We start from the raw sequence: 12931 nt of genomic DNA on the forward strand, positions 1-12931 counted from the left end.
CTTGGGGTCAGCGTTTGATATTGGTGGTTTCCTGCAGCATCTCATCCACGGTCTGGATGACCTTGGCGTTGGAGGAATAGGCCCGCTGGGTCTGGATCAGGTTGGTCAGTTCCGACGCGACATCGGTGGTGGAGTTTTCGCGCGCATAGCCCACGACCGCGCCGGTCGGCCCCTCACCAGCGTTCCACAGAAAGAAGGAGCCGCTGTCGGTTGAGATCGAATAGGTCTGGTTGTTCAGCGCATTCAGCCCGTTGAGATTGGGCACATCGACCAGCGGGATCTGATAGAGCCTGCGGGTGAAGCCGGTATCATAGGTGGCGTTGATATAACCGTTTTCATCCACCTCAACCGCCGTCAGATTGCCCACGGGCGAGCCGTTCTTGGTGATCGAGGTGGGGGCAAAACTGTCGGAAAGCTGGGTCAGGCCATTGGCATCGCCCAGTCGCCCCAGTTGCACCGTCAGCGGGCCGCCGCCAAGGCCCAGTTCGACCGTGCCCGTTGCCGGGTCATAGGCGCCGCCCGACAGGGTGGTGACCGTGGCCAGCGTGCCGCCATTGCCACGGGTATCATCGAAGGTGAGTTCATATTCGCCGATCAATGCGCCACCCTGCGCCGAATCGCGGATCTGCAGGGTCCAGCGGTTCGAACTGCCGATTGCGGGCAGGATCGGGGTAAAGCCGACATCCAGCGTTTCGGACGTGCCCAGATTGCCGAAATATTCCACCGCCAGCGGCAGTGTATCGCCGCTGGCATCGGCAAGGGTCTGGGTGGCGGGCAGGTTTACGCCCAGTTTCAGGGTGGTGGTCGGATCGCCCGCCTGCTGATTGGCATTGATGGTGACCGGGCGCAGCCCGGCAATCGTGTCGCGGGGCAGCACGGGAATGGTGCCATCGGCATTGGCGGGCCATCCCAGCAGCACCATGCCTGATTCAGTGCGCAGGGTGCCATTGGAATCGGGGCGGAACGAACCGGTCGTCGTCATGGTCAGGGACGAATTGGACAGACCTTCGGCCAGCCCGACCGACGGCACGACCGGCAGCATGCCCCGGCCGGACACCGCAAGATCCAGCGCATTGCCGGTGCCAACCAGCGCGCCGCGTTCGTCGATCAGCCGCGCGGTCGAGGCGCGCACCCCGCCCGCCGCATAGACCCCCGCGCCCTGTGCCTGAGTGATGACCATGCTGGCAAAATCGGCCGCGGCGCGTTTGTATCCATAGGTTCCGGAATTCGCGATATTGTCGGAAATCGTCGCCAGCCGTGTCGCATTGGCGTTCAGCCCGGCAACCCCGGCATTTAGCGAGGAAGAGATTGTCATTGGTTCGCACCTTTCTGCAGCATCGACCCGAGGTCACGGCCAAGGCTGCACGCTGCGGCTTAAGATCCGCCTAATGCCTAAAATGCCGGTCATTCCGCTCAGCGGTCCCGGCGCAGCAGGACAATTTCCAGCCGGTTGTTGCGGATCGCCATGGCATTGGCGGTGACGGGCTTGCGGTCGGCATGGCCGGAAATGCGGCGCATCCGGTCGCCATCGATGCCCGCCTGTGTCAGCAATTCGCGAAAGCCCTGCGCGCGGGCGGCGGAAAGATCCCATGCGGGATTGTCGATCAGCGTGATGGGGAAGGTGCGGACATGGCCGTTGACCGCCAGCCCGTTGGTCGTGATGGCCAGAACCTCGGCCAGAAGCGCGGCGATATCGCGGGTGACGGGTTGGGGCCGGGCCGTCGGGCCGTCGAAAAGCGGTGCATCCTCAAGATCGAAGATCTCGATCACCAGCCCCTCATCGGTGACTTTCGTCACGACATGGCGCAGGGCGCGCTGCATGGTCATGCTTTCGCCGCGCAGGGCGGAAAGCTGTCTTTCGATCGCGTCCAGCTGGGCCTGCAGGCGATCCTCCTCAACCGTGTCCTGATCGTTCATCCGGCCGCCATCGGCCTCGGCCACGCGGGTGCGAACGCCCTGCGCCCCGGTGCCGTTCTGGGTATGGGCCTTTTGCGACATGACACTGTCGCCGCCAAAAGCGCCATCGCCGCCGCCCGAAATGCGGTTCACCGGAATGGTCGGGCTGAAATAGTCCGCCAGCCCCTTGCGCTGTTTTTCTGTCGTTGCATTCAGCAGCCACATCAGCATGAAGAAGGCCATCATCGCGGTGACGAAATCGGCATAGGCGACCTTCCATGCCCCGCCATGGTGACCGCCACCCTTGATGACCTTCTTGCGCTTGATGATGGCCGGTCTGGCATTCTTCTGCCCGTCCATGGCACCACCCGTCACAACACCCGGGCATACCAGTAGCGCAGCGCGATGAAGCGCGGGTTAACCCTTCAAGATCGCTTGAAATTCCGCAATTCTGCCATAATGGCGAAGGCGGCCCTGAAGATCAGGACCGCCAACGGCCAGCACATGAGGGGCCCGGGAGCGGGGCCGTGTGTCAGGGGCCGACGCGCGCTTCGACAGGATGACGCAGAACCGGGTGATAGACCCGCAACCGGGCGCAGGTTTCAAAGCCGAGTGCGGCATAGTCGGACTGGAAGGCCAGCGCGTTTTCCCGCGTCAGGCCGCATTCGATGCGCAGCGGGCGCGGCATGCGTTCCAGCATCGCGCGGGGCAGGTCCGACCGCGCCACAAGGAAATCCGCCAGTTCACGCGGAGAGACATTGCGCACCCCGGTCAGGAACAGATCGAAACGCTGGAAATCGCGGTTCATCGCGACCAGCGGTGCGCGGTGAAAGCGGGCAAGGATCAGATCGCGGGTGGCGCGGTCCAGTTTCGAGGCTACGGCCCCGGTCAGCCGGCAGGGCGAAAGCCCCATCCGGCGCAGCGTCTCTGTCACCGCGGGCGGCACGGCGAAGGGTGCGCGATGATCGGCCAGCAGGTCATACAGCGCCTGACGCGGGTCCGAGACGGCAATGCGCAGCCCGGCAATGCGGCGCATCACCCCGCGCAGCAATTCGGCATCCGCGACCGAGACCGAGGACAGGATCAGACCGCCCGGACCGGCAAGCTCGGTCTCGATACCGGTGGCGCTGCGGTCGCAGGAGGTCACGCCCACGGGCGGCAGCCAGGCGGCGATGGCCTGCGCCAGTTCGCCCAGCCGGTCGCTTTCAACCGGTTGCAGCGAGACATCGACCATCGCGGTTTCCGGCGTTTCGGGCAGGCTTACCGCCTCAAGCCGGACCTGCACCCCCATTGCAGCCAGCAGATTGGCCAGCCGTTTCGCATCGGCCAGCGGCAGTCTTTCGCACAGGGTCGAGGGCACCGAGGACAGCCGACGCGCGGCCTCTTGCGTGGGGATCTGAAGATGCTGCGCCAGTGTCGGCGCGGCAATCAGCATCGAGGGGCAGGGCGCCACGATCAGGATGCGCAGAAAATCTTCGACTCGCGCTTCGGACGGCATGGTTCGCTCCGGGGATGACCTAGCGTAAAACATGCCAAAATGCGGCCCGAATTTCCAGAGGCACCACGTCAATCGCGCGTCAAAACGCAGCGTCAGGGCGTCAAGAGACGCAAAATTCGTCCGCCAGGAGCCTTCCGCCCGAAATTTGCGGGCCGGATGACATCATTTGCGCGCATTTTCGTTTCAGGCGCGCGAATCTGCGCGATCCGCCTAAGGCGCATTTCGCGCCTGTTCCAGCGCCGGGATCAGGGCGGGGCAAAGGCGGTAGCGTGGCTTCAGGGCGGGCGGGGCGGCCCGTTCCAGCCGCGCGAGTTCCCTTGCGACAACCTCTGCCCCCCAGGACTGCGCGGCGGCAAAGGGGCCTTGCGGAAAGTTCAGCCCCAGCCGCAGGGCGGTGTCGATATCCTTGGCTGTGACTCCCCCCTCCTCCAGCAGGGTTGCGGCCTCATTGGCCAGCAGCGCCTCGATCCGCAGGGCAAGGGCCGGATCGGGCGCGATGGTGTCGGGCGGCACGGTGTCGGGCCCTGTGGGTCCGGTGACAAAGCCCCGGCCCGTCTTGCGGCCCAGATCGCCGCTGGCCACCTGCGCGCGCAGGGCGTCAAAGACGTGATAGCGCGGATGCCCGCCCATGGCGGCATGGATCTGTTCACTGGCGGCAAGGTTGATATCGGCCCCGATCAGGTCGATCAGCGCGAAAGGCCCCAGTCGGTAACCCGCCGCCCGCATCGCCGCGTCGATGGCAAGGGCGCTGTGACCTTCTTCCAGCAGGGCCAGCGCCTCGCCGTAATAGGGGCGGGCGCAGCGGTTGACGATGAAACCGGGACGGTCGGCACAGTCGATCACCACCTTGCCCGCACCTTCCGTCAGCGCCCGGGCCACGGCCAGCGCCTGCGGATCGGCCCCGGTTTCGACCAGTTCGACCAGTTTCATCACCGGGGCGGGGTTGAAGAAATGCAGCCCCAGCAAGCGGGCGGGTTCGGGCAGGTCCGCACGGATCGCGGCCACGGAAAGCGATGACGTATTGGTGGCCAGCACCGCCTGCGGTACCGCCCCGGCAATGGCGTGGAACAGCGCGCGCTTGGCCTCGATCTGCTCGGCAATCGCCTCGATGACCAGTGCGCAGGGGGTGAAATCCACAACGCTGTCAACGACCCGGATCCGGGCGCAAAGAGCGTCCAGCGCGGCTGCGGTCATCTTGCCCGCCGCCACGCGCGGTGCCAGTCCTGCCCGCAGCCGTTGCAGCGCCGATTGCCGCGCCCCGGCCTCGGTATCGGTGGCCAGTACGTCAAACCCAGCCGCCGCATAGGTCTGCGCGATGCCCAGCCCCATCACCCCCAGACCCGCCACGCCGATCACGGTCATGCGATCCTCCCCTGTCCCGTCGCTGCCCCGCCCTGCGCGGCCCGGTTCAGCCTGCCCTTTCGGGTTTAAAATTTCAAGCTTGAAATAATAAAGCGGCGATGCCACTCTGGTCCTGTCGGGAACGGGAGGCGTCGTGATGAAGGTTCTGTGCTTGGGGGGGGGTCCGGCGGGGCTGTATTTCGCGATCTCGATGAAACTTCGTGATCCCTCGCATCAGGTGACGGTGCTGGAACGCAACCGCGCCAATGATACGTTCGGCTGGGGGGTGGTGCTGTCGGATGACGCGCTGGCCCGGATGCAGAAGAACGATCCCGTCTCAACCGCGGCGATCCGGTCGCATTTCACCTATTGGGACGATATCGCCGTGGTCCATGACGGGCAGCGCAGCGTGTCGGGCGGGCATGGCTTTGCCGGGATCGGGCGCAGGCAGATGCTGATCCTGCTGCAGGCGCGGGCGCGCGAACTGGGGGTCGATCTGCAATTCGAGACCGAGTTCCGCACGGCCGATGAATACCGCAGCGAATACGACATCGTCGTCGCCTGTGACGGCATCAATTCCGCCGTGCGCCGCGACCATGCGGATGTGTTCAAACCCGATATCGACATCCGGCGCTGCAAGTTCGTCTGGCTTGGAACGCATCAGAAATTCGATGACGCCTTCACCTTCATTTTTGAGAAAACCGAACATGGCTGGGTCTGGGCCCATGTCTATCAGTTCGATGCCGATACTGCGACCTTCATCGTGGAATGCCTGCCCGAGACATGGGACCGCTGGGCCTTTGAGGCGATGACGAAGGAAGAGACGGTCGAGACCTGTCGCCGGATCTTCGCGCGTCATCTGGACGGTCACGCGCTGATGTCGAATGCCGCCCATCTGCGCGGCTCGGCGGTCTGGATGCAGTTTCCCCGGGTGATCTGTGAGCGCTGGTATCACGGCAATATCGTGCTGATGGGGGATGCGGCGGCGACGGGGCATTTTTCCATCGGGTCCGGCACTCGGCTGGCCTTTGACAGCGCCATCGCGCTGGCGGAATACCTGCATTCCGAACCGACGATGGAGGATGCTTTCCGCCGCTATCAGGAGGAACGCCGCATCGAGGTGCTGCGCCTGCAATCGGCGGCGCGCAACAGCCTTGAATGGTTCGAAGAGGTCGAGCGCTATCTGGACATGCCGCCACAGCAATTCGCCTATTCCCTGCTGACGCGCAGCCAGCGCATCAGCCATGAAAACCTGCGCCTGCGCGATCCGGACTGGCTGCGCGGGATCGAGGACTGGTTTCAGCAGCAGGCGGGCGGAACACCCGGCCGCGCGCCGATGTTCGCGCCGTACCGGCTGCGCGACATGCAACTGGCGAACCGTGTCGTCGTCTCGCCCATGGCGCAATACAAGGCGCGGGGGGGCTGCCCGACCGACTGGCATCTGGTCCATTACGGCGAACGCGCCAAGGGGGGCGCGGGGCTGGTCTATACCGAAATGACCTGCGTCTCCGCCGAGGGACGCATCACCCCCGGATGCCCGGGTCTTTATGCGCCGGACCATGAGGCGGCATGGCAGCGGCTGGTGGATTTCGTTCATGCCGAAACCCCGGCAAAGATCTGCTGCCAGATCGGCCATTCGGGCCGCAAGGGATCAACCCGGATCGGGTGGGAGGGGATGGACGCGCCGCTGCCCGCAGGCAACTGGCCGCTGCTGTCGGCCTCGGCCCTGCCATGGTCACCCGAAAATGCCATGCCCAAGGCGATTGATCGGGCGGATATGGAGGCAGTGACGGCGCAATTCGTGGCGGCAACCGAAATGGCGGCGCGGGCGGGCTTTGACATGATCGAACTGCATGCCGCGCATGGCTATCTGATTTCCAGCTTCATCTCGCCCAAATCAAACATCCGCACCGATGCCTATGGCGGCAATCTGGAAAACCGCCTGCGCTGGCCGCTTGAGGTTTTCGCGGCGATGCGCGCGGTCTGGCCTGCCGGAAAACCCATGGCGGTGCGGATTTCGGCCCATGACTGGCTGGGTGATGAAGGCGTGACCCCGGCCGAGGCGGTTGAGATCGCGCGGGCCTTCCATGCTGCCGGGGCGGATATCATCGACGTCAGCGCAGGCCAGACCAGTATTGAGGCGCAGCCGGTCTATGGCCGCATGTTCCAGACCCCGTTTTCCGACCGGATCCGCAATGAGGCCGGAATTGCCACGATGGCCGTGGGCAATATCACCGAGGCAGACCATGTGAATTCCATCCTGATGGCAGGGCGAGCCGATCTGGTGTGCCTTGCGCGCCCGCATCTGGCCGATCCCTACTGGACGCTGCGCGCGGCGCTGGCACTGGGCGATGAAGGTGCAGTCTGGCCGCAACCCTATGCGGCGGGCGCCGATCAGGCGCGCAGGCTGGTCCAGCGGTCGGCCGAGGCAATCAGGGCATGACGGGCGCGGGAATGAACAGGGCAGGCGGCAGACGGGTTTTGGTCACCGGCGGCGGTTCCGGCATCGGGCGGGCCATTGCGCGGGCCTTTGCCGATGCGGGCGACCGGGTGACGATCGCGGGGCGGCGGGCCGATGCGCTGGCGGAAACCGATGCCGGGCGCGGGATGGTTGCGCATGTGGCCGATGTCACGGATGAGGCACAGGTTGCGGCGCTGTTCGATGTGCCCTTCGATGTGGTGATAGCCAATGCCGGCGGCGCGGTCGCGGGGCGGATCGGTGGGGTGTCGCTGGCCGACTGGAATGCCGCGCTTGCCGTCAACCTGACGGGCACCTTCCTGACCTTCCGCGAAGGCCTGCGCGGCATGGGTCCGGGGGGGCGGCTGATTGCCGTCGCCTCGGTCGCGGGGCTGAAGGGCGGCGCCACGGTCCCGGCCTATGCGGCGGCGAAACACGGGGTTGTCGGGCTGGTGCGGTCGGTGGCGCTGGATGTGGCGCGGCGCGGCATCACCTGCAATGCGATCTGCCCCGGTTTCGTCGAGACCGATCTGGGCCGCGCGGCGGTGGCAGCGGTGCAGGCGCGGCACGGGGTGACCGAGGCCGAGGCGCTGGCCGAGGTGGTGTCAGGCAATCCGATGGGCCGGATGATCGCGCCGGAAGAGGTGGCGGCGGCGGCGCTTTATCTGGCCTCCCCCGCCGCGGCCTCGGTCAATGGGCATGCGATGGCGCTGACGGGGGGGGAGGCATGACGGACGCAATGCCCGATCCCCTGTCGAAACGGCGGCTGAAACTGTGGATCCGGCTGCTGGGCGTCACCCGCACCGCCGAGGCGCATCTGCGCGACCATCTGCGGGTGAACCATGACACGACCCTGCCCCGCTTCGACGTGATGGCGGCGCTTTGGCGCCGGCGCGAGGGCGTCACGATGAGTGAACTGAGCCGGATGTTGCTGGTCTCCAACGGCAATGCGACGGCGGTGGTGGACCGGCTGGAAAAGGACGGGCTGGCGCGGCGCACGCCGCTGCCCACCGACCGGCGCACCGTGCATGTGGCCCTGACGGATGAGGGGCTTCGCGCATTCGAGGCGCAGGCCGAGGATCATGAGGCAGCGGTCAACCGGCTTTTCGCCGCGCTGGGTGAGGCCGAGGTGGAGGCGCTGACCGCGATTCTGAAATCGCTGCGCCCCGGAAACACTGAAAAGGGGGCGGAATGACCGATCTGGCCGGGCTGAAACCGAAACATTTTCTGTGGCAGGTCGAGGGGCGCGTGGGCGTGATCCGGCTGAACCGGCCTGACCGCAAGAACCCGCTGACCTTCGACAGCTATGCCGAATTGCGCGATCTGTTTCGCGCGCTGCCCTATGCGGGCGATGTGGATGTGGTGGTCTTTGCCTCCAATGGCGGGAATTTCTGCTCGGGCGGGGATGTGCATGACATCATCGGCCCGCTGGTCGGCATGGACATGAAGGGCCTGCTGGCCTTCACCCGGATGACCGGCGATCTGGTCAAGGCGATGATCGGCTGCAGCAAGCCCGTGATCGCGGCGGTTGACGGCATCTGCGTCGGCGCCGGGGCAATCATCGCCATGGCCGCAGACCTGCGGCTGGCGAGCCCCGAGGCGAAATGCGCCTTTCTGTTCACGCGGGTCGGGCTGGCGGGCTGCGACATGGGGGCCTGCGCGATGCTGCCGCGCATCATCGGACAGGGACGCGCGGCGGAACTGCTTTATACCGGGCGCAGCATGTCGGCGGCGGAAGGGGAGCGCTGGGGCTTCTGGAACGCGCTGCACGGCGCGGAGGTGCTGGAGGCCGAGGCGATGGCATTGGCACGGCGGCTTGCCGAAGGGCCCTGCTTTGCCCATGGCATGACCAAGACCCAGATCAATCAGGAATGGAACATGGGGCTGGAACAGGCCATCGAGGCCGAGGCGCAGGCGCAGGCGATCTGCATGCAGACCCGCGATTTCGAACGCGCCTACCGGGCCTTTGTCGCGAAGGAAAAGCCGGTGTTCGAGGGAAACTGACGGCGGGAGCGGGGGCCAGCCCCCGCACCCCCGAGGTATTTGGGCCAAGATGAAAGGCATGACTTGCCATGGCGGATGAGACGTTTCTGGACTGGCCGTTCTTTGAGCCGCGCCATCGGGAAATGCGGGCGGCGCTGGAAGAATGGTGCGCGGCCAATCTGCCGGTGGATCACGGCGATGTCGATGCGGCCTGCCGGGGGCTGGTCGCGGCGCTGGGCGCGGCGGGGGTCCTGCGCCATTCCGGCGCGGGGGAAGGCGAGCGGCTGGATGTGCGCAGCCTGTGCCTGATCCGCGAGACGCTGGCGCGCCATGACGGGCTGGCCGATTTCGCCTTTGCCATGCAGGGGCTGGGCATGGGCGCGATCAGCCTGCTCGGAACGCCCGCGCAGCGCGCATGGCTGGACCGGACGCGGGCGGGGACGGCGATTTCGGGCTTTGCGCTGACCGAACCGGGGTCAGGCTCGGATGTGGCGGCGACGGCAACTGTGGCAGAGCGTGTGCCGGGCGGTTGGCGGATCACCGGCGAAAAAACCTATATTTCCAATGGCGGGATTGCCGATCTCTATGTCGTCTTCGCCCGGACAGGCGAGGCGCCGGGGGCCAGGGGGCTTTCGGCCTTTCTGATGCCTGCCGATGTGCCGGGGCTGGAGGTGGTCGAACGTATCGGGGTGATCGCGCCGCATCCGCTGGCGCATCTGCGGTTCAATGGCGTTGTGCTGCCCGACACGGCGCTGATCGGCCAGCCGGGGGAGGGGTTCAAGATCGCCATGTCGGTGCTGGATGTCTTCCGCTCAACGGTCGGGGCCGCCGCTTTGGGCTTTGCCCGCCGTGCGCTGGATGAGGCGCTGGCGCGCGTGCAGGCGCGGCAGATCGGCGGGCAGCCTTTGGCGGCGCAGCAGATGGTGCAGGGGCATCTGGCCGATATGGCGCTGGAAATCGACGCCTCGGCCCTGCTGGTCTACCGCGCCGCATGGGTGAAGGATCAGGGGGCGGCAAGGGTCACGCGCGAGGCCGCGATGGCCAAACTCCACGCAACCGAGGCCGCGCAGCGGGTGATCGACATGGCGGTGCAACTGCATGGCGGCGACGGGGTGCGGCAGGGATTTGTCGTGGAAAGCCTGTATCGGGAGATCCGCGCCCTGCGCATCTATGAAGGGGCCAGCGACGTGCAGCGCATCGTCATCGCGCGGAGCCTTTTGTCATGAGCTACAGCCGCGAGATCCAGATCGAGTTCAACCATTGTGATCCAGCGGGGATCGTCTTTTACCCGCGTTATTTCGAGATGACGAATTCGGTGGTGGAAAACTTCTTTGCCGATGTGCTGCGCTATCCGTTTTCGCGCATCACGATGGAGGAGGGGCGCGGCGTGCCGACCGCGCGGCTTGAGGTGGATTTCCGCGCGCCCTCCCGTCTGGGGGAGCGTTTGATCTTCACGCTGCAGGTGACTCGGGTGGGCGGCGCCTCAGTCGGGTTGCGGATCGAGGCTGCGGGCGGCGGTATCCTGCGGTTGACCGCCGATCTGGTGCTGGTCTGGATCAGCGTGGAGGGGCGGGCTGAACCCTGGCCCGACAGCCTGCGCCAGCGTCTGACCGATTTCATGGAAAGGAGCGTGGCATGAGCAGCCCGCATGAGACCCTGCATCCGAAGAACTGGAAACCCGCCATCGGCTATGCCAATGGAATGGCCGCCTCGGGGCGGATGGTGTTTACCGGCGGCATGGTCGGTTGGAATGCCGATCAGGAATTCGAGACCGACGATTTCGCCGCCCAGACCGCGCAGGCCCTGCGCAATATCGTGGCCGTGCTGGCCGAGGCGGGGGCGGGGCCGGAACATCTGGTGCGTCTGACATGGTATGTGACCGACAAGCGCGCCTATCTGGACAGTCTGCGGGATCTGGGCCGCGCCTATAAGGCGATCATCGGGCGGCATTATCCGGCCATGGCGCTGGTGCAGGTCGTGGCGCTGGTCGAGGACCGCGCATTGGTCGAGATCGAGGCCACCGCGGTCATCCCCGAACCGGCATTTCCAACCGCATCCCAATCCTGAAAGAACGATCATGCAGCTTGGACCCAGCGGCCATACCGACAGCTTCACCCGCGACCGCCTGCCCGCCGCAGGGGACTGGCCCGAGATCAATGTCGCGGGCTTCGATTATCCCGAATGGCTCAATGCCGGGGTGGAACTGACCGACCGGATGGTGGAACGCGGCTTTGGCGACCATACCGCACTGATCGGCAACGGGCGATTGCGCACCTATAAGGAACTGTCGGACTGGACCAACCGCATTGCCCATGCGCTGGTCGAGGATTACGGCATCCGGCCCGGCCATCGCGTCCTGATCCGGTCGGCCAACAATCCGGCCATGGTGGCGGCATGGCTGGCGGCGACCAAGGCGGGGGCGGTTGTGGTCAATACCATGCCGATGCTGCGGGCGGGGGAACTGACGAAAATCGTGGAGAAGGCGCAGATCAGCCTTGCGCTGTGCGACACGCGGCTGATGGACGAGATGACGGCCTGTGCAGCGGCCTGCCCGGTGCTGACCCGCGTGGTGGGGTTTGACGGCACGGCGAACCATGATGCCGAACTGGACCGCGCGGCGCTTGGCAAACCGGTGCGTTTTCAGGCCGCGCGCACCGGGCGGGATGATGTGGCGCTGTTGGGTTTCACCTCGGGCACCACCGGAGAGCCGAAGGCGACGATGCATTTTCACCGTGATCTGCTGATCATCGCGGATGGCTATGCGAAGGAAGTGCTGAATGTCGTGCCCGAGGATGTCTTTGTCGGCTCACCGCCCTTGGCCTTCACCTTCGGGCTGGGCGGGCTTGCGGTCTTTCCGCTGCGCTTCGGGGCGGCGGCCTGCCTGCTGGAACAGGCCTCCCCCCCCAACCTGATCGAGATCATCCAGAAATACCGCGCCACGGTCTGTTTCACCGCGCCGACCGCGTATCGCGTGATGCTGACCGCGATGGAACAGGGCGCGGATCTGTCCAGTCTGCGCGCCGCCGTGTCGGCGGGCGAAACCTTGCCCGCGCCGATCTATGCAGACTGGATGGCGCGGACGGGCAAGCCGATGCTGGACGGGATCGGGGCAACCGAAATGCTGCATATCTTCCTGACCAACCGCTTTGACGATCATCGCCCCGGCTGCACCGGGCGGCCCGTGACGGGTTATGAGGCGAAGATTGTCGATGCCGACGGGAATGAGGTTCCGCGCGGGGAGGTCGGGCGACTGGCCGTACGCGGGCCGACGGGCTGCCGCTATATGCAGGATACGCGGCAGCAGGCCTATGTGCAGAAGGGCTGGAATCTGACCGGAGATGCGTTCTGGCAGGGGGAGGACGGGCATTTCCATTTCGCCGCCCGCACTGACGACATGATCGTGTCGGCCGGCTATAATATCGCCGGGCCGGATGTTGAGGCGGCCTTGCTGGCCCATGCCGATGTGCAGGAATGTGCCGTGGTGGGTGAGGCTGATGAGGCACGCGGCCAGATCGTCGTTGCCCATGTCGTGCTGCGCGCCGGACTGACGGGGGATGCGGCAATGGTCAAGCGCCTGCAGGATCATGTGAAGGCCACCATCGCGCCCTATAAATACCCGCGCCGTGTGCTGTTCACCGACACGCTGCCCAAGACGCAGACCGGCAAGATTCAGCGGTTCCGTTTGCGCAACTGAAGACCGGATGAAACGCCAAAGGGGGCCGGTTGCGGCCCCCTTGATCCCTTGCATTCACGCG

The 12931-nt window shown here is 65.6% G+C and carries 12 protein-coding genes; 8 read left to right on the forward strand and 4 right to left on the reverse strand.

The annotated features are described in order from the left end of the window. Nucleotides 1–7: 7 nt before the first annotated feature. From JL811_RS07350 to JL811_RS07365, 4 genes are all read right to left on the reverse strand, one after another. Nucleotides 8–1315 (reverse strand): flagellar hook protein FlgE, encoded by a 1308-nt coding sequence (locus tag JL811_RS07350; RefSeq protein ID WP_202687829.1) that lies wholly within the window; start codon nucleotides 1313–1315, stop codon nucleotides 8–10. 98 nt (nucleotides 1316–1413) lie between these two features. Next, nucleotides 1414–2256, reverse strand: coding sequence for a flagellar motor protein MotB (locus JL811_RS07355; RefSeq protein ID WP_202687830.1), 843 nt, complete (start codon nucleotides 2254–2256; stop codon nucleotides 1414–1416). Between the two features lie 172 nt (nucleotides 2257–2428). After that, entirely contained in the window at nucleotides 2429–3394 is a 966-nt protein-coding gene (locus JL811_RS07360) for a hypothetical protein (RefSeq protein ID WP_202687831.1), read from the reverse strand. 210 nt (nucleotides 3395–3604) lie between these two features. Beyond that, the gene (locus JL811_RS07365) at nucleotides 3605–4756 is read right to left on the reverse strand and encodes a 3-hydroxyacyl-CoA dehydrogenase (protein WP_202687832.1); all 1152 of its coding nucleotides are present in this window, start codon (nucleotides 4754–4756) and stop codon (nucleotides 3605–3607) included. 136 nt (nucleotides 4757–4892) lie between these two features. Here JL811_RS07365 and JL811_RS07370 point away from each other — a divergent pair, with 136 nt between their 5' ends. The 8 genes from JL811_RS07370 (at nucleotide 4893) to JL811_RS07405 (ending at nucleotide 12870) form a co-directional block, all read left to right on the forward strand. After that, nucleotides 4893–7178, forward strand: a complete 2286-nt coding sequence (locus JL811_RS07370) for a bifunctional salicylyl-CoA 5-hydroxylase/oxidoreductase (protein ID WP_202687833.1) — start codon at nucleotides 4893–4895, stop codon at nucleotides 7176–7178. 11 nt (nucleotides 7179–7189) lie between these two features. After that, nucleotides 7190–7924 carry an SDR family NAD(P)-dependent oxidoreductase gene (locus tag JL811_RS07375; protein ID WP_202687834.1) on the forward strand — a complete coding sequence of 245 codons (735 nt, stop codon included), beginning with the start codon at nucleotides 7190–7192 and terminating at the stop codon, nucleotides 7922–7924. Next, complete coding sequence (locus JL811_RS07380; protein ID WP_237684838.1) at nucleotides 7921–8388, forward strand: MarR family winged helix-turn-helix transcriptional regulator; 468 nt, start codon at nucleotides 7921–7923, stop codon at nucleotides 8386–8388. Before JL811_RS07375 ends, JL811_RS07380 begins: the two co-directional genes overlap by 4 nt. Continuing rightward, on the forward strand, nucleotides 8385–9197 hold the full coding sequence (locus JL811_RS07385) for an enoyl-CoA hydratase family protein (protein WP_202687835.1): 813 nt from the start codon (nucleotides 8385–8387) through the stop codon (nucleotides 9195–9197). Before JL811_RS07380 ends, JL811_RS07385 begins: the two co-directional genes overlap by 4 nt. A gap of 68 nt (nucleotides 9198–9265) precedes the next feature. Next, nucleotides 9266–10402, forward strand: coding sequence for an acyl-CoA dehydrogenase family protein (locus JL811_RS07390; RefSeq protein WP_202687836.1), 1137 nt, complete (start codon nucleotides 9266–9268; stop codon nucleotides 10400–10402). After that, on the forward strand, nucleotides 10399–10815 hold the full coding sequence (locus JL811_RS07395; RefSeq protein WP_202687837.1) for an acyl-CoA thioesterase: 417 nt from the start codon (nucleotides 10399–10401) through the stop codon (nucleotides 10813–10815). Before JL811_RS07390 ends, JL811_RS07395 begins: the two co-directional genes overlap by 4 nt. Further along, nucleotides 10812–11243 (forward strand): RidA family protein, encoded by a 432-nt coding sequence (locus tag JL811_RS07400; RefSeq protein ID WP_202687838.1) that lies wholly within the window; start codon nucleotides 10812–10814, stop codon nucleotides 11241–11243. The genes JL811_RS07395 and JL811_RS07400 overlap by 4 nt, the downstream gene beginning before the upstream one ends. A 10-nt stretch (nucleotides 11244–11253) precedes the next feature. Then, complete coding sequence (locus JL811_RS07405) at nucleotides 11254–12870, forward strand: AMP-binding protein (protein ID WP_202687839.1); 1617 nt, start codon at nucleotides 11254–11256, stop codon at nucleotides 12868–12870. The last annotated feature ends 61 nt before the right edge of the window (nucleotides 12871–12931 follow it).

It is taken from the genome of Szabonella alba (genome assembly GCF_016765775.1).
Lineage (GTDB): Bacteria > Pseudomonadota > Alphaproteobacteria > Rhodobacterales > Rhodobacteraceae > Szabonella > Szabonella alba.